Origin of the sequence: Mesorhizobium sp. B2-3-2 (assembly GCF_006442295.1) — a bacterium.
GTDB lineage: Bacteria > Pseudomonadota > Alphaproteobacteria > Rhizobiales > Rhizobiaceae > Mesorhizobium.
In genome coordinates this window covers 1-15,466 of record NZ_VFWA01000022.1, presented here as the reverse complement: position 1 = coordinate 15,466, position 15,466 = coordinate 1, and the positions used below count along the sequence as shown (strand labels likewise).

The window sequence follows — 15,466 nt, the reverse complement described above, 5'->3', positions numbered from 1 at the left end:
ATGCGGAAACTTTCACCGCGCTGAACCGTTAATTGTGCTCCGGAGAGGGTCGATTGATGCCCAGACGAGACGCCAAGCATCCAGCGGTCCCACGGCGAGCGAGACCTCGCTCGCGTCCCCTTAAAGGCGAAGAGGCGGAAGTGGACCACATCGTGGAGACCCAAAACATATCGCCAACCCAGGCGCGAGAGCTTGTGCGGCGTCACGGAAACGATTGGCGAAAGATCGATGAAGCTGCAAAGTCTTATAAGGACGACAGCTAGGCACTTCCGAGCCGGGCGACCGAAGTTGCCGGAGACAACCCGGCGAACGGTTTCGGCTTGAGATGGCGAATGATCACCATCGCAACCTTCAACGTAAACGGCGTCAACGGACGACTGCCGGTCCTGCTCAAGTGGCTCAACGAAACTACACACGACGTCGTTTGTCTTCAGGAACTAAAAACGTCGGACGAGAAGTTTCCTGTCGGCGCCCTCAATGATGCCGGTTATGGTGCCATCTGGCACGGCCAGAAATCTTACAACGGGGTGGCAATTCTTGCCCGCGGCAGACAGCCCTTGCAGCGCAGGAGCGGCCTGCCGGGCGACCCCGACGATACCCATAGCCGATATATCGAAGCCGAAGTCGGAGGACTGGTGATCGGCTGCATCTACCTGCCGAACGGAAATCCCGCACCAGGCCCCAAATTTGACTACAAGCTCAGTTGGTTCCAGCGTCTGACCAGCTATGCCCAGACACTGCTCAAATACGACACGGTCCTGTGCGGCGACTATAATGTGGTGCCCACAGCCTCCGATGCAGTGGTGCCGGCGCGCTGGCTGGCCGATGCCGTTTATTTTCCAGAGTCTCGTCAGGCTTACGCCGATATGTTGACGATGGGCTGGACCGATGCCGTAAGGCGCATCCACCCGGAAAAAGGTGTTTACACCTACTGGAATTTCTCCAACCGGCACGGTTACGATCGCAGCTCTGGCCTGCGGATGGATCATCTCCTGATCAGCCCCGCTCTTTCGCCTAGACTCCAAGGCGCCGGTGTCGATGTCTTAGTGCGCGGCTGGGAGAAGCCAAGCGATCATGCACCGGCCTGGATCGAGCTGAATTGGCCAGGCAAGAGCCACTGACCGGCCATGGGGCAAATTAACCCGAGCGGTTCATTTGTGATCGCGACCCGACAAACGCCCTAGCAGGCCGTTGAAAAAGTCGCTCGCCGTCGAGCCATGAGCGTGATTCGTTGGCTCCGAAGGGATTCGGAGGTGAAGGGTGCGCGGCGGCGACGATCGAACTGGCGAGTTGTTCAGCTACGTGGACCATGAGGCGCGGGTGCGACGAGATCATCCGCTGCGGGCCATTCGTGCGATCGTGAACGAGGCGCTGTCGGCGCTGGAGGGGGAGTTCGCGGCGCTGTATTCGTCGATCGGGCGGCCATCGATCCCGCCCGAGAAGGTGCTCAGAGCGATGCTGTTGCAGGCATTCTATTCGATCCGCTCGGAGCGGCTTTTGATGGAGCGGCTGGAATACGATCTCTTATTCTGCTGGTTCGTCGGCATCGGCGTCGACGATGCGGCATGGAACCCTTCAGTGTTCTCGAAGAATCGTGACCGGCTGCTGGAAGGCGACGTCGCGGCGAAATTCCTGGCGGCGGTCTTGGCACAGCCCAAGGTGAAAAAACTTCTGTCGACGGACCACTTCTCGGTCGACGGCACGCTGATTGAGGCCTGGGCCTCGATGAAGAGCGTCAAAGCGAAGGACGGTTCGGACGAGCCACCGGCGCAAGGCGATGGGCGCAACACCGAAGCGGATTTCCATGGCCGGAAGCGATCGAACGACACGCATGTCTCGACCGCCGATCCGGACGCCAGGCTATACCGCAAGGGCAAAGGCAAAGAGACCAAGCTGTGCTTCATGGGGCATGAGCTGATGGAGAACCGCCATGGTCTGCTGGTCGATGCCTGCCTGACGCTGGCCGACGGACATGCCGAGCGGGTGGCTGCGCTGCACATCATCGAGCCTCGTGCCGACCGGCCGGGCGCGGTCACGCTCGGCGCCGACAATGCCTATGACGCGGAGGACTTCGTCAACGAGTTGCGCTCGATGCGGGTGACACCGCACGTGGCGCAGAACACGAACGGGCGAAGTTCGGCGATCGATCGCCGCACGACCCGGCACGGCGGCTATGCCGTCAGCCAGTGTATCCGCAAGCGGATCGAGGAAGCTTTCGGTTGGATCAAGACGGTCGCCGGGCAGCCGAAGACCAAGTTGCGCGGTCGCGACCGCGTTGGGTGGGCCTTCACCTTCGCGGCTGCCGCCTACAACCTGGTGCGGCTGCCCAAGCTCATGGCGGTGCCGATATGACTGTGGCCGCAGGCTGCCAGTTGATCGGCCGCTGGCGCATCGTGGAAGCCGATCTGTGGGATCGCAGCTACCTGAACCTCGGCGGCCCCGCCATGATCGCCATTGGCGGCGACAACAATGGCGAGATCGCCCTTGGCGTCCTGCAAGCCGGCCTCGACCTCATCTACAGCCCGTCGATGGTTCACTTCACATGGGCCGGATGTGACGAGATGGACGAAGTCACAGGCGACGGCCACGCCGAACTGCTCGACGACGGCTCGATCGAGATCACATTCACCTACCACAACGGCGAGGAGGCCATCCTCAAGGCTATACGGCAGACTTCTTCAACAGCAGCCTGCTAGGGGCCGCGGTTCCGCGTCGGCCGCAATCCTGAGCATCAAAAGCAATGGCATGTCTTCCGTGGGAAGAGCGCGCCAACCGGCGCAAGGCTGCGCCACAAGGCCCAACGCTATTCAGAAAGCGGGTTCGGCCAGTGCGGAGAGATCTGATGAAGTTGTCTCATGACCGTTCGCGCACGGACCGGATCCGCAATCTAGCCCAGCTCGGGCTTCGCCGCTTGACGCGAGGCCTCATGGGCGTAAGCTTAGTGCGTAACTAGACTATATATTCCATAAAACTGGAACCTGGAGGAGAACGAATGAAGCGCGTACTGCAAGTCGTCGCGTCGTTCGCCGCATTGCTGCCGGCGCTGGCATGGGCTGAACCGCAGAAGGGGGGTGTGATCGACGTCGCCACCGTCGGCGAGCCTCCGACATTGGATCCAATGGCATCGACCGCCGATCTGGTCGGCATCATCACGCAGCACATTTACGAGACGCTCTATACGTTCGACAACAAGTGGGGCATCACGCCGCTCCTGGCCGCCGACCTGCCGACGATATCGCCGGACGGACTAACTTACACGATCCCGCTAAGGACGGGCGTCAAGTTCCATGACGGTTCCGATATGACATCGGCCGATGTCATGGCCTCGCTGAAACGCTGGATGAAGGTGGCGACGCGCGGCAAGCAGGCGGCGGACGTCATAAGCTCGCTCGACGCCCTCGACGAGAAGACGGTCAAGATTACGCTAAAGAAGCCCTACGCGCCGCTGCTGTCTCTTTTGTCGCTCAACAATGCGGCGGCCATCATCATCCCCTCTGAAAATGCCGACGAAGATCCGCTGACAAAGTTCATCGGAACCGGGCCTTACATGCTCAAGGACCGTAAGCCGGATCAGTTCATCCAACTCGCCCGCTTCGATGGCTACAGGTCCCGCGACGGAGAGCCGGATGGCTATGGCGGGGCAAGGAAACAATATCTGGACGAAATTCGCTTCGTGCCTGTTCCGGATCCCAATACGCGCGTCGAGGGCGCCGTCGCCGGCCAGTTCGCCTATGCCGATTCTCTTCCTGTCGAATCCTACGACAAGATTTCCGGCGGCAAGACAAAGCCACTTATCTTGAAGCCGTTCGGCTGGCCCGTGTTCGTGATGAACACCAAACAGGGACTGAATTCCGACGTCCGTATCCGCAAGGCCATCCAGGCAGCGCTGGCGCCTGAGGATATGCTGCTCGCCGCCTTCGGTTCCAAGGATTTCTATGCAGTCGATGGTGCCATGTATCCGGAAGGCTTCGCCTGGCATTCGAACACTGGTACCGAAGCCTACAAGCCCGAGGGCGACACCGAGAAGGCCGCCGCACTGCTCAAGGAAGCCGGCTATGACGGCAAGCCGCTGCGCATCCTGACCAGCCGCCAGTACGAATTCCACTACAAGATGGCACAAGTGGCTCAGGCCTATCTGGAGCAGGCCGGCTTCAAGGTCCAACTCGATGTCGTCGAATGGGCGACACTGACCAAGAACCGCACCGATCCGGCGCTGTGGGACATCTACATCACCCACAGTCCCTTTCTCGCCGAGCCGTCCCTCAACGGCTTCATGTCCGACAACACCCCGGGCTGGTGGTCGAGCGACGCCAAGCACAAGGTGCTGGACGCATTCAACTCCGAGGCCGATCCGGCCAAGCGCGCCAAGCTCTACGAAAACGTCCAGAAGGTGATCTACGACGAAGCGACGGTTTACAAGGTCGGCGATTTCAACGCCCTGGCCGCAGAGGTGCCGAACCTCAAGGGCGTCACGCCCGCGCCCTGGCCCTATTTCTGGAATGCTTATCTGGAAGGCAAATAGCCGTACCTCCTGCCTTTCCCCTTTGCTTGGGGAAAGGCAGCCGGGCATCCGCCCGGCGAGGCCGCCGGCCGGCGGCCCGCTCAGACAACCAGCCACGGGACGATTTCAACACGGATGCTCCGCTCGGTTCTCAACAGGCTTCTCGGCATGATTGTGGTCATGGCCCTGGTCGCCACCATCGTCTTCGTGATCGTGCGGGTGACGCCCGGCGACCCGGCCGCGGTCATGCTCGGGCCCGACGCGACGGCCGCCGATATTGCCGCGCTTCGCACCAAACTCGGGCTTGACGGCTCGATCCTGGAACAGTTCTGGCGCTACATCGCCGGCGTGTTGCAGGGGGATTTCGGCCAGTCGATCTTCCTCAACGAGCCGGTCACCACGGCCCTTGCCCAGCGCGCTGAACCGACCTTCTTTCTCACGGTGCTCTCGCTGCTGATTGCCAGTGTGATCGCGCTTCCGGTGGGCATCCTCTCCGCTTACAGGCGCGGCTCGCTTTTCGACCAGGCAGCCACCACGATCGCCATGTTCGCGGCAAGCGTTCCGAGCTTCTGGCTGGGCCTGCTGTTCATCCAGTTCTTTGCCGTCAGGCTCGGCTGGTTCGACACGTCGGGATATGGCGGCCCCGGCGCCTCCTTCGGCGACCGCATCGCTCATCTCGTGCTGCCGGCGCTGGCGCTCGGCCTGGTCAGTTCGGCCTTGATCACGCGCTTCACGCGCGCCTCAATGCTGGACGTTCTTAACGATGACTACGTCCGCACCGCGCGCTCCAAGGGCATGAGCGAGTGGCGCGTGGTGCTCAAACACGCCCTCAAGAATGCGCTTATCCCTATCCTCACCGTGATCGGCCTGACGGCGGCGCTGCTGATTTCGGGAGCCGTCGTCACTGAAACCGTGTTCGGGCTGCCTGGGGTCGGCAGCCTGGTCGTCTCGGCGGTGCTGCGGCGTGATTATCCGGTCATCCAGGGCGCGCTGCTGGTTATCGCCGGCCTTTACGTGCTGGTCAATTTCATCATCGACATGCTCTACATCCTCGTCGATCCCCGGGTGCGCTACTGATGGCCGCGATCGCCCCCCCGCTGCATCAGGAAGCCCACCTGCTGTCACGGCTGCTGGGCCGCCCGACGGCGGCGATTGGACTGGCCGTGCTCGTGGCTATTGCAGTGGCGGCGATTTTGGCGCCCGTCATCGCGCCCTACGCACCGACCAAGCTTTCGATCGCGAGCCGGCTACATCCCCCGAGCCTCGAGCATCTGTTCGGCACCGACGATCTAGGCCGTGACGTTTTCACGCGCATGCTCTATGCCGCGCGCACCTCCCTCTCCGTCGGCTTCTCAGTCGTCGTCCTTTCATCGGCGATCGGCATCGTCCTTGGCCTGATGGCCGGCTTCTTCAGGAAGCTCGACACCCCCCTTTCGCGGCTGATCGACGCCATGATGGCGTTCCCCGATATTCTGCTTGCAATTGCCCTTGTGGCGGCACTCGGTGCAACGGCAACCAACGTCGTGGTGGCGCTCGGCATCGTCTATGCGCCGAGACTGGGGCGGGTTGTGCGCGCCTCAACCTTGGTGATCCGCGAACTGCCCTATGTCGAGGCGGCGCGCGCGCTCGGCGTGCCGACGCCCGTCATCCTGGTGCGTCACGTACTGCGCAACGTCGCCTCCCCCATCCTGGTGCAGGGAACCTTCGTCTTCGCCAACGCCATCCTGGCCGAAGCCGGGCTGTCTTTCCTCGGCGTCGGCATCTCTCCCGACATCCCGACATGGGGCACGATGATCGCGGTCGGCCGCCAGTACATGGACCAGGCCGGCTGGATCATGATGTTTCCGGGCGCTGCCGTCGTCATCACCGTGCTGGCCCTGCAACTGGTCGGCGACGGCCTGCGCGACCTTCTCGATCCCCGTCTGGCAAAGGACATCTGATGTTTGGCAACCGTTTTTCCGAAACGAAGCAACCGCTTCTGATCAGGGGCGCCAAGCCAGTGGCTTTCGGCGATCGTTTCGGCCCTACCATCGACGTGCTCGTCGACAAGGACGGATGCATCGCGGAGATCGGCTCGACGATTGCCGCCGGCGACGACGTGAAGGTGGTGGAAGCGAATGGCGCGTTCCTGTCGCCCGGCTGGGCCGATCTGCATGTCCATGTGTGGTATGGCGGCACCGACATCTCCATACGGCCCCAGCAGTGTGGGGCCAATCGCGGCGTCACCACCATGGTCGACGCGGGTTCTGCCGGCGAGGCCAATTTCCACGGCTTTCGCGAATTCATCATCGAACCGGCACAGGAGAACATCTATGCCTTCCTCAACATTGGTTCGATCGGGCTGGTTGCCTGCAACAGGGTGAGCGAGCTGATCGACATGCGCTCGATCGACATCGACCGCACGATCGCCACCATCGAAGCCAATCGCGACGTCATCGTCGGACTGAAGGTGCGGGCAAGCCATGTCATCACCGGCGGTTGGGATCTGACGCCAGTCAAGCTGGCCAAGAAGCTCGGCCGCATCGTCAAGCTGCCAGTGATGGTGCATGTCGGAGAGCCACCGCCCCTCTATGACGACATTCTCGGCTTGCTCACCGAAGGCGACATCGTCACCCATTGCTTCAACGGCAAGGCCGGCGGCTCGATCATCGAGGACGATGACCTCTACCGTCTGGCGGAGGACGCGGCGTCGCGCGGCATCGTGCTCGATGTCGGCCATGGCGGGGCGTCCTTCTCGTTCGACGTCGCCAAGGCAGCGCTGGAACGCGGCCTGCCGCCGAAGACGATCTCGACCGACCTGCATAACCGTTCGATCGACGGGGCCGTATGGGACATGCCGACGACCATGTCGAAGCTGCTCTCGCTCGGCATGGCGTTCGAGGACGTGGTGACGGCATCGACCGTGGCGCCGCGGCGTGCCATCCGGATTGCCGCCGACGAGTTGCTGGAAAAAGGCAAGCCGGCCGAATTCACGTTGTTCGATCTGGTCGATGCCGCGCTGACGGTGAAGGATTCACAAGGCGCAACCAGTGTGCTGCAACAGCTGTTCGAACCGCGCTACGCAATTCTGGGTGCGAACGCAGTCCAAGCCCATCGGCACGTGCCGGCCGCGGATGGCGGTGACGGCAGTCCTGCCTGTCCTCATTGCGGATGGAAATCTTGAGCGACGTTCCGGCCTCGGACGTGATCCTGTCGGTCCAGGACCTCAGAGCCTGGTTCGTGACACGCCGCGTCACCGCCAAGGCGGTCGATGGCGTCACTTTCGACCTGAAACGAGGGGAAACGCTGGCCGTGGTCGGCGAATCCGGTTCGGGAAAATCAGTCACCAGCCTGTCGATCATGGGGCTTCTGTCGAGACCAGGCCGGATCGCTGGTGGAAAAATCCTGTTTCGCAACCGAGCCGGAAGGGTCGACGATCTCGCGAGCTTCGCCGCGAAGGATTTCCGCCCTATCCGCGGTAAGGAGATCGCGATGATCTTTCAGGAGCCGATGACCAGCCTCAACCCCCTTTACAGCGTCGGCGACCAGATTGGAGAAATGATTGCGCTACACGAACCGGTCGGCCGGCAGGAAGCGCGCAGACGAGCCCTGGAAATGCTGCGGCATGTCGAGATCCCCGATGCCACATCGCGCCTGGACGATTATCCGCACCAGATGTCGGGCGGCATGCGCCAGCGCGTGATGATCGCGATGGCGCTTGCCTGCAATCCTTCGCTGCTGATCGCCGACGAGCCGACGACGGCGCTCGACGTGACGATCCAGGCACAGATTCTCGATCTCTTGCGACGGCTGCAGCAGCAGTTCGGCATGTCAATCCTGTTCATCACCCACAATCTGGGTGTCGTCGCCGAGATCGCGCACAATGTCGTGGTCATGTATGCCGGCCGCGTCGTCGAGCAGGCGCCCGTCAACGATCTGTTCGCGCATCAGCACCATCCCTATACGCGCGGCCTGCTTGCCTGCACGCCCAATGCAGCGCGCGACGTCGATGCGGCCGGCGAGCGCAAAACACTGTACTCCATCCGCGGCAGCGTGCCGCCCATCACCGCATTGCCGCCCGGCTGCGCCTTCGAGCCGCGCTGCGACTATGCAATCGCCCCGTGCCGGGCAGCCCCGCCACCGTTGATGCCGGCGGGCTCCGCAGGGTTCTCCCGCTGCATCCGGAGCGCCGAATTATGATTGCCGACGCTGAAACCAATACCACGACACAAGCAGCCCCCCTGCTCAGCGTCCAGGCACTGACAAAGCGCTTCCCCGCGCGCAACGGGCGTGTCGTACACGCCGTGGAGGACGTCAGTTTCGAGGTCAAGCGCGGCTCGACGGTCGGTCTGGTCGGTGAATCCGGATCCGGCAAGACCACGGCCGGTCGCGCCATCTTGCGCCTGGTCGAGCCGACCAGCGGCAAAGCCCTGTTCAACGGCGTCGATCTCTTCTCGCTGTCGGCACGCGAGATGCGGGCCTATCGGCAAAAGCTGCAGATCGTGTTCCAAGACCCCTTCTCCAGCCTCAATCCGCGCCTGCGTATCAGCGCAATACTCGGCGAAGCACTCGATGCCCGCGGCTATTTGCGCGGCAAGGCGCGGCAGGACCGCATTGCCGAGCTTCTTGCCCTTGTCGGCCTCTCACCCGATCATGCCTCCCGCTACCCGCACGAATTTTCAGGTGGCCAGCGCCAACGGATCGGCATTGCCCGGGCACTCGCGGTCGAGCCGGAATTCATTGTCGCCGACGAGCCGGTTTCGGCGCTCGACGTCTCGGTGCAAGCGCAGGTGCTCAACCTGATTGGCGATCTGCAAAAGCGGCTTGGCCTGACGCTGCTCTTCATCGCACATGACCTCTCGGTGGTCGAATATCTGTGCGACGAAGTTGTGGTCATGTATCTCGGCCGGGTGATGGAACGCGGCCCGAGCCGGCTGGTCTATGCGGCGCCGCGGCATCCCTACACTAAGGCCCTGCTGGCAACCGCGCCGGTGCCGGATCCAACGCGCCGGCGCATCCATGTACCGCTTTCCGGCGATATTCCGAGCCCGATCGATCCGCCGTCGGGCTGCGTCTTCCGCACTCGCTGTCCCGAAGCGATCGCAGCCTGCGCCGCCGCAATCCCGCCGATTTCGCCAATCGGCGGTGGACATCACGTGGCGTGCATACGCCACGACGAAAAAGCAGACTGACTGGAGTTCGCATATGACTTTTTCCGAGCCGACGAAGCGATCGGAAAACTCACCCTATGACCGGCTGAAGGCGCTGGGCATCACACTGCCCAAGGCGCCACCGCCAATCGCCAATTTCGTCACCTACGTTCAGGAAGGCAAGCTTCTGTTCCTGTCCGGCCAGGGGCCGACCGAGGCTGACGGCATGCAGCACACCGGCAAGGTCGGCGGCAACGTGACGGTCGAGCAGGCCTACGCGCATGCACGACTGACCGGCATCAACCTGCTTGCCGTGATGCATTCGTCGCTCAATGATTTGACCCGTGTGCGGCGGGTGGTGAAACTACTCGGCATGGTCAACGCCGTGCCCGATTTCGCCGACCATCCTGCTGTCATCAATGGCTGCTCGGATCTGTTCATCGACGTCTTCGGTCGAGCGGGGATCCACGCGCGCTCGGCTGTCGGGCACGGTTCGCTGCCTGGCCAAATCACCGTCGAGATCGAAGCCATCATCGCCATCGATTGAGTTGCCATCAAGGAGCACCGCCGCCATGCCGACTGACGATATCCGTCGCCGCCTTGACTTGAGACCGGTCATCAATGTTTCCGGCACGATGACCTCGCTCGGCGCGTCCATCGTAGTGCCGGATGCCGTCGAAGCGGTGGCGGCCATCCTGACCGAATTCGTCGAAATGGGTGACTTGCATCGCCGCGCCAGCACCGTGATCGCCGACCTGACCGGTGCCGAAGCCGGCTTCATTACGGCATCCTGCTCGGCGGCGATCAGCCTGGCAGTGGCAGCCTGCATGACCGGACCGGATCTGGCGGCGATCGAATGCCTGCCCGACACGGCCGGGCTGAAGGACGAGGTGGTCATCCAGTCCGGGCATATGGTGAGCTACGGCGCACCCATAGAGCAGGCGATCCGCATTGCCGGAGCCAAAGTCGTGCCGGTCGGCCAGGCAACAAGTGCCGCTGCCTACCAACTCGCCGGCGCCATTACCGAAAGCACCGCGGCCGCCGTCTACGTCGTCTCACACCACGTGGTGGGCTACGCGCAAATCCCCTTGAAGATTTTCGCCGAAGTGGCCCATGCGCACAACGTACCGGTGATTGTCGATGCGGCGTCGGAATACGATCTGAAGGGCTTCCTGGCCGATGGAGCCGACCTGGTTCTTTATTCCGGTCACAAGTTCCTCGGTGGCCCGACCTCGGGCATCGTTGCCGGATCCAAGGCAAGGGTGCGCGACGTCTATCTGCAAAATCGCGGCATTGGCCGCGGCATGAAGGTTGGCAAGGAAGGCATCGTCGGCGCTGTGGCCGCCCTGCAGGCGTGGAAAACACGCGACCATGACGGCATCCGCGCCCGCGAACGCAAGGCGCTCGACTGCTGGCTCGAGGCGCTCGATGGCCGGCCGGGCATAGTCGCCGAGATCGTCCCGGATCCGACCAACAATCCCCTCGACCGCTTGAAACTGTCGGTCGACCCCAGGGAGGCGCGCATTGCCGCCTGGGATCTGGCCGACCGCCTCGCTGCCGGCGACCCTCCGGTCATCGTGCGCGACCATGAGGTCGAGCACGGCTATTTCTTCCTCGACCCCTGCAATCTGCATCCGGATGAGGAGCTTGTCGTGGCAGAGCGGCTGGCCGTGGAACTGGATCAGGCGCGCAAGTCGAACGTGATGGCGGCCACGTCCTTTGAGGAGCGCCTGCGCGCACGCGAAGCGGCGATCCTGAAATGGCTGGATTGATATCAGGTCTCGCAAACAGCCATTCCGTTCAACATTTGCCTTCAGAAAGATGTCCGAACCAATGACCAGGACAGTGGACCAAATTGAAGCGGCGCCAATCGCGGCGCCTGAGCCGCGCCGCTCGCGCACCAGCGGCATCGACCGGGCGCTGCAGATCCTCGATTATCTGCAGAAGGTGGAGCGGCCGGCGACCGCCTACGAGATCGCCCGCGACATAGGCGCGCCGCTGTCGACCATCTATGTGATCGTTGACGACCTTGTGGAAAAGGAGTTGCTTGACCGGCAGGACAATCGCCTGATTTGGCTCGGGCCTCGCCTCTACCACTATGGTTTGACCTATGCGCGCACCCTTGATCTTCTCAATGTCGCGATCCAGGAGATGCACGAGCTTGCTCACAGTTCGGGCGAAACCATCCAGATTTGCGGGCGCGATGGCGATCAAATGGTGGTGCTCGCCATGAAGGAGGGCAAGGATCACTTCCAGGTGACCTCGCGCGTAGGCACTCGCAGCCCCCTCAACTGGACCGCCTCAGGCCGCATGCTGGTCGGCCACTTGCCGGAAGAGGAACGCCGCGCCATTTTTGCGCGCTCGGCAACGGCGTCCCCGACCGGCCGAGCCGAAACGGATGAGGAGGTGCTGGCGAGCGCGGCGGCTGCGGCGCTCGAACAACGCCTCTCGATCCAGGCCGGTGAATCCGACTTCTCGGTGGCGTGCATCGCCGCCCCCATATGCGACGGCGAGGGGGCTTGCAGGGCGACGATTTCCATCGTGGTTCCCGATATCAAGCTGAAGCAGAAGAATCCGGATCTGGTCGACCTGGTCAAAGCCAGCGCCAGGCGCATCGAATCCCGGTTGGGCTGGCGCAGCGCAAGGTGACCAACAACGGCGCCCGATCGGCATCCCACCGGCGCTTTCTTGGCGTCTAGTCCAGGTCGAGGCGCGGCTGCCAGCAACTATGGACGCTGCAGCAGGTCCGGCTGAGCCCTGAGCTCGGCAGCGGCGGCCTCGTGGACGACATGGCAGTTGCTTAGAATATAGACGCGGGTCGCGAGCGCGAGAGTCGGCAAGGTTCTGCTCGACCAGCACGGTGGTCTGCCCTGCCAGCGCCAGTTCGCGGCAGGCGCGCACCATGAAAGGCCGGTGCGCCTTTTGCTCGAGATCCACGCACGCCTTTTAGAGGTGGGACATGCACAAGAGGCAAGCTTCGCAGGGAAATCATGGCCGACGTCCTCGGATTGAGCGTGCCACATCTTATCGCGTCCTGCAGAAGCTGCGGCGCCCAGCAGCTCATCACCAGCAATGCGCACCTCATCGAATTGACGGATCTGGCGGGCCTGCGAAGGTTAGCGCAGTACCAGCCGCTGGTGCTCGCCCCGATCCCTTTGCCGCGGCGCTAGGATTGATCCGGGCGGAGCAATCCGGATAACCGGGTTCGACGAATTAAGCTCGGTCACCGAAAATAACAGTTGCTGCCAAGTGCGAAGCGGTTGCCGATCATCGTTCCGTAGCGTGCGCCGGCGAGCGGGCGCATGCCAAGCGTCGCTTGGTCGCCAGGCTCGAGTGCGGCGCCGTTGGCAGCGATCACCGCCGCCAGTCCGCCCGGACCCTCCACCGCGACTTCCATCGCTGCCACGGACCAACAGGCGAGCTGGCCCGTGCGCCCAGGGCGCAACGGCTCACTCAGCTTGCTCTTCTGAGAAGGTTGGTCACGGCAATTCGGCTAAGCGAGGCACAAAATATTCAGCGGCCGGTTTTGTCCTCAGGCATGCGCTTCTGAACAAGCGGCAATGGCTTGCTCCTGGACCAGCTGCCGTGATACACCCCGAGCGCTGCGATGCCGTGCACTACGGGTTTCGCAGCGCTCCCACGAGGTAGGATTGTCGATGAAAAAGTCCGCGATTGTCGTCGCTGCAAACGACAACCGTACCGCACAGCCATCCGCTTCCCGGCGCAAATTCGTCGAAGCGGATGCAGCGCCGGCGGATTTACAGGCAGGAAGAGAAGAGCCGACAGAAGCCCGCACCCTGACAGCGTTGCAAATGTTTTGTCGCGTGGCGGGCGTCTAGATCGTCTCTGAGCCGGCTGCTTCATCCAGCCGGCATGGAACAGGCTCTAAATTGCCGACCCGCTGTATCTGGCCGCTTCCTTCCACAATGCGAGCGCAAGGGCAGGAGTCCGTCCTTTCACCGCATATTCGCGATCCCGGTAGCTTCCCGCCGCGATCCATACAGTTTTCGAACGTTGGTAGATCGTAATGCCCCGTGCGTTCGCCCGCGCGAACAGATCTGCGTCATTTCGATACATTGGTTCCAACCCCCGTGACCCCTCGAGGGGTAAGGTGCAACGAACATGCCAAGTTTACGCGCGTAGCTAATATTACACATCACAGAGCTGCCAGATGCGCCATTGAAGTGCACTTCCAGCCTCAGCGCTAAGGTGTCCCGTGGGTGTTTCCGCTGTATTGCACGTGAACTGGCGCCAGGTAACAGAATAGCGCGATCCGGAAACATTTGCTTAAAATTGTATTCCTTGGCCATCGGTGCCGGCGAACCCTCATGGCGGTTCGTCGCGCCAGATCACCCGACGCTCCCAACGGATCTCGACCAGCCTGCGAAAGCGGATCGTCTGCAATTCCTGGCCGACAGGGTGGAACAGCTCGGCGTTCATTGAACGCTTCTCGCCGCATGTCTGGCAACGGACCTTGGCGCGCACCTCGTCTATGGTGATGTTCCCAATGACCTCGCGCAATTCAGCCGGCTTGTAGAAGCGCTTGATATTGCAGTGGCCACAGCGGAGGCGCACCACCTGCCCTGCGTTATGGGCATTCAATAGTTTCCAAGGCACGCCGCGCGGCCATCGTTCGGGTTGTTCCGGCATAGCCTGAAATGAGGAACATATTCCTCCAAGGTCAAGGGGCGCTTGACATTTTCGTTCCTATTTTGTTCACCCCTCGCAGGATAACCACAGCACGGCGCTGACGGCGATCGGTATCTGAGGAGAGATCCGTGTCCGACCATGTATTGCCTAGCCAGAAAAAGCCGAAGCTGATCGTTGTCGTTGCGTTTGACCGTGGCGACGAAGGCGATCTCTGTAGCGCATACGGGCCGACGGATCAGCAAAGCGAGGAACGGGCAGTTCGTACGGCCAAGGCGCTGGCTTCCAAACATATCGGCGTCATTGCATGGAGCCGCGATGCCGACCCGGCGCTTGGCGACTACGGACCGCCCACAACGCTATTTGTCAGCGGCGACGTACCCGACATGGAATAGCCGCAAGGTTCGATGCGCGCTACGAGCTTTCGGGGCGCACCGTCTCCACGGCGAGCGATCCGGTCGGAAGCGGTCGCAGAAGCTCGGCCTCGGGCTTCGTCAGGTTAATCCAGGCTCCCCAATTCTCCGGTTGGAGGACTACGACCTGCCGATTGTGATACGGCGCGACATCCGGCCCAGGCTCGGTCGTCAACATGGTGAAGGTCGGCGGCTTGTTGCCGACAGCGTCACGCCAGAGTCCCGCGATGGCCATGAACGGAGAGCCGTTGAGCGTGAAGCGATGTTTTGCCTTGGGATATTTCGTGCCGGTGAATTCGAAGAAGGCGGAAGCAGGGATGAGGCAGCGTTTACTGCCGCCGAACTGACGCCCTTCCGAGCGGAAGTTGAACACAGGCCCGCCCTTCGGACCGGATGGTGGAAATCCGAATGTCATCGAAGCGAGCTCGATGGCGTCGTCAGCGGCGGCGCGCATTATCGGTGCCGGGTCGTTAATATGAATATCATCCGCCTGCGGCAGATCGAGCTCGGTTTGGTGGGTCGGGATTTCAAGCGCGAGCGATGCCATCATCCGGCAATATTCGGCCCAGAGTACATGCTGCTCGTAGTCATTGCACATGAAAGAGGCTCCTTGCTCATCCGAAAGTAATTCCGGTGAGCATTTTTTAGCGCCCACAAAGGCTTATCTTGTCCACGCCCTATTAACAAAGGTTAATTCCAATGGTTCGGGCGCGTTTTGCTGGTACATTTCTTTGGCGGAGCTCCAACCCGCAGGCCGGCGTCCCTCGGCAGGTTAC

The 15,466-nt window shown here is 62.0% G+C and carries 18 protein-coding genes and 1 pseudogene; 15 read left to right on the top strand and 4 right to left on the bottom strand.

The window, feature by feature from the left end; genetic code table 11:
- The first annotated feature begins 335 nt into the window (after positions 1-335).
- The 12 genes from xth to FJ964_RS28975 all read left to right on the top strand — a co-directional run bounded on the left by xth (position 336) and on the right by FJ964_RS28975 (position 12,279).
- Complete coding sequence (gene xth / locus FJ964_RS29030) at positions 336-1,121, top strand: exodeoxyribonuclease III (RefSeq protein ID WP_181172657.1); 786 nt, start codon at positions 336-338, stop codon at positions 1,119-1,121.
- A gap of 139 nt (positions 1,122-1,260) precedes the next feature.
- Entirely contained in the window at positions 1,261-2,352 is a 1,092-nt protein-coding gene (locus tag FJ964_RS29025; RefSeq protein WP_140554013.1) for an IS5 family transposase, read from the top strand.
- A complete protein-coding gene (locus tag FJ964_RS29020; protein WP_140554011.1) occupies positions 2,349-2,696 on the top strand; it encodes a hypothetical protein in 348 nt (115 codons plus the stop codon). The genes FJ964_RS29025 and FJ964_RS29020 overlap by 4 nt, the downstream gene beginning before the upstream one ends.
- A gap of 296 nt (positions 2,697-2,992) precedes the next feature.
- Positions 2,993-4,522 carry an ABC transporter substrate-binding protein gene (locus FJ964_RS29015; protein ID WP_140554010.1) on the top strand — a complete coding sequence of 510 codons (1,530 nt, stop codon included), beginning with the start codon at positions 2,993-2,995 and terminating at the stop codon, positions 4,520-4,522.
- Between the two features lie 114 nt (positions 4,523-4,636).
- Entirely contained in the window at positions 4,637-5,578 is a 942-nt protein-coding gene (locus FJ964_RS29010; RefSeq protein ID WP_181172652.1) for an ABC transporter permease, read from the top strand.
- On the top strand, positions 5,578-6,441 hold the full coding sequence (locus tag FJ964_RS29005) for an ABC transporter permease (RefSeq protein ID WP_140554008.1): 864 nt from the start codon (positions 5,578-5,580) through the stop codon (positions 6,439-6,441). Before FJ964_RS29010 ends, FJ964_RS29005 begins: the two co-directional genes overlap by 1 nt.
- On the top strand, positions 6,441-7,664 hold the full coding sequence (locus tag FJ964_RS29000; protein WP_140554006.1) for an amidohydrolase/deacetylase family metallohydrolase: 1,224 nt from the start codon (positions 6,441-6,443) through the stop codon (positions 7,662-7,664). Before FJ964_RS29005 ends, FJ964_RS29000 begins: the two co-directional genes overlap by 1 nt.
- On the top strand, positions 7,661-8,680 hold the full coding sequence (locus FJ964_RS28995) for an ABC transporter ATP-binding protein (RefSeq protein WP_224629783.1): 1,020 nt from the start codon (positions 7,661-7,663) through the stop codon (positions 8,678-8,680). The genes FJ964_RS29000 and FJ964_RS28995 overlap by 4 nt, the downstream gene beginning before the upstream one ends.
- On the top strand, positions 8,677-9,672 hold the full coding sequence (locus FJ964_RS28990) for an ABC transporter ATP-binding protein (RefSeq protein WP_140554003.1): 996 nt from the start codon (positions 8,677-8,679) through the stop codon (positions 9,670-9,672). Before FJ964_RS28995 ends, FJ964_RS28990 begins: the two co-directional genes overlap by 4 nt.
- Before the next feature lie 13 nt (positions 9,673-9,685).
- Positions 9,686-10,177, top strand: a complete 492-nt coding sequence (locus tag FJ964_RS28985) for a RidA family protein (protein WP_140554002.1) — start codon at positions 9,686-9,688, stop codon at positions 10,175-10,177.
- Between the two features lie 25 nt (positions 10,178-10,202).
- A complete protein-coding gene (locus FJ964_RS28980; protein ID WP_140554000.1) occupies positions 10,203-11,402 on the top strand; it encodes an aminotransferase class V-fold PLP-dependent enzyme in 1,200 nt (399 codons plus the stop codon).
- 61 nt (positions 11,403-11,463) lie between these two features.
- Positions 11,464-12,279: an IclR family transcriptional regulator gene (locus tag FJ964_RS28975; protein ID WP_224629785.1), complete on the top strand. Its 816-nt coding sequence runs from the start codon at positions 11,464-11,466 to the stop codon at positions 12,277-12,279.
- 77 nt (positions 12,280-12,356) lie between these two features.
- Here the strand turns inward: FJ964_RS28975 and FJ964_RS31820 are convergent.
- Positions 12,357-12,534 (bottom strand): annotated as a pseudogene (locus FJ964_RS31820) (ABC transporter ATP-binding protein); the annotation flags it as partial.
- An 86-nt stretch (positions 12,535-12,620) separates the two neighbouring features.
- On the opposite strand from FJ964_RS31820, the gene FJ964_RS28965 reads away from it, so the two are divergent.
- The gene (locus FJ964_RS28965; protein WP_140553996.1) at positions 12,621-12,800 is read left to right on the top strand and encodes a hypothetical protein; all 180 of its coding nucleotides are present in this window, start codon (positions 12,621-12,623) and stop codon (positions 12,798-12,800) included.
- Positions 12,801-12,853: 53 nt separating this feature from the next.
- Here the strand turns inward: FJ964_RS28965 and FJ964_RS31125 are convergent, their stop codons facing one another.
- Positions 12,854-13,027 carry a hypothetical protein gene (locus tag FJ964_RS31125; RefSeq protein ID WP_181172651.1) on the bottom strand — a complete coding sequence of 58 codons (174 nt, stop codon included), beginning with the start codon at positions 13,025-13,027 and terminating at the stop codon, positions 12,854-12,856.
- A 259-nt stretch (positions 13,028-13,286) separates the two neighbouring features.
- On the opposite strand from FJ964_RS31125, the gene FJ964_RS28960 reads away from it, so the two are divergent.
- On the top strand, positions 13,287-13,469 hold the full coding sequence (locus tag FJ964_RS28960) for a hypothetical protein (RefSeq protein WP_140553995.1): 183 nt from the start codon (positions 13,287-13,289) through the stop codon (positions 13,467-13,469).
- 487 nt (positions 13,470-13,956) lie between these two features.
- Here FJ964_RS28960 and FJ964_RS28955 read toward each other — a convergent pair whose 3' ends face one another.
- Positions 13,957-14,280, bottom strand: a complete 324-nt coding sequence (locus FJ964_RS28955) for a hypothetical protein (protein WP_140553993.1) — start codon at positions 14,278-14,280, stop codon at positions 13,957-13,959.
- Between the two features lie 128 nt (positions 14,281-14,408).
- Between FJ964_RS28955 and FJ964_RS28950 the strand changes: the two genes are divergently transcribed.
- Entirely contained in the window at positions 14,409-14,672 is a 264-nt protein-coding gene (locus FJ964_RS28950; protein ID WP_181172650.1) for a hypothetical protein, read from the top strand.
- Between the two features lie 19 nt (positions 14,673-14,691).
- Here the strand turns inward: FJ964_RS28950 and FJ964_RS28945 are convergent, their stop codons facing one another.
- A complete protein-coding gene (locus tag FJ964_RS28945; RefSeq protein WP_140553992.1) occupies positions 14,692-15,288 on the bottom strand; it encodes an SOS response-associated peptidase in 597 nt (198 codons plus the stop codon).
- Between the last annotated feature and the right edge of the window lie 178 nt (positions 15,289-15,466).

Bases quoted from the DNA above. Each gene is read 5' to 3' on its own strand.
- FJ964_RS28975 (WP_224629785.1), top strand. From the start codon at position 11,464: ATGACCAGGACAGTGGACCAAATTGAAGCGGCGCCAATCGCGGCGCCT.
- FJ964_RS29010 (WP_181172652.1), top strand. From the start codon at position 4,637: ATGCTCCGCTCGGTTCTCAACAGGCTTCTCGGCATGATTGTGGTCATG.
- FJ964_RS28965 (WP_140553996.1), top strand. From the start codon at position 12,621: ATGGCCGACGTCCTCGGATTGAGCGTGCCACATCTTATCGCGTCCTGC.
- FJ964_RS29000 (WP_140554006.1), top strand. From the start codon at position 6,441: ATGTTTGGCAACCGTTTTTCCGAAACGAAGCAACCGCTTCTGATCAGG.
- FJ964_RS28980 (WP_140554000.1), top strand. From the start codon at position 10,203: ATGCCGACTGACGATATCCGTCGCCGCCTTGACTTGAGACCGGTCATC.
- FJ964_RS28955 (WP_140553993.1), bottom strand. From the start codon at position 14,280: ATGCCGGAACAACCCGAACGATGGCCGCGCGGCGTGCCTTGGAAACTA.
- FJ964_RS28945 (WP_140553992.1), bottom strand. From the start codon at position 15,288: ATGTGCAATGACTACGAGCAGCATGTACTCTGGGCCGAATATTGCCGG.
- FJ964_RS28985 (WP_140554002.1), top strand. From the start codon at position 9,686: ATGACTTTTTCCGAGCCGACGAAGCGATCGGAAAACTCACCCTATGAC.
- FJ964_RS29015 (WP_140554010.1), top strand. From the start codon at position 2,993: ATGAAGCGCGTACTGCAAGTCGTCGCGTCGTTCGCCGCATTGCTGCCG.
- FJ964_RS28960 (WP_140553995.1), top strand. From the start codon at position 13,287: ATGAAAAAGTCCGCGATTGTCGTCGCTGCAAACGACAACCGTACCGCA.
- FJ964_RS31125 (WP_181172651.1), bottom strand. From the start codon at position 13,027: ATGGAAGTCGCGGTGGAGGGTCCGGGCGGACTGGCGGCGGTGATCGCT.
- FJ964_RS29005 (WP_140554008.1), top strand. From the start codon at position 5,578: ATGGCCGCGATCGCCCCCCCGCTGCATCAGGAAGCCCACCTGCTGTCA.
- FJ964_RS29020 (WP_140554011.1), top strand. From the start codon at position 2,349: ATGACTGTGGCCGCAGGCTGCCAGTTGATCGGCCGCTGGCGCATCGTG.
- FJ964_RS28990 (WP_140554003.1), top strand. From the start codon at position 8,677: ATGATTGCCGACGCTGAAACCAATACCACGACACAAGCAGCCCCCCTG.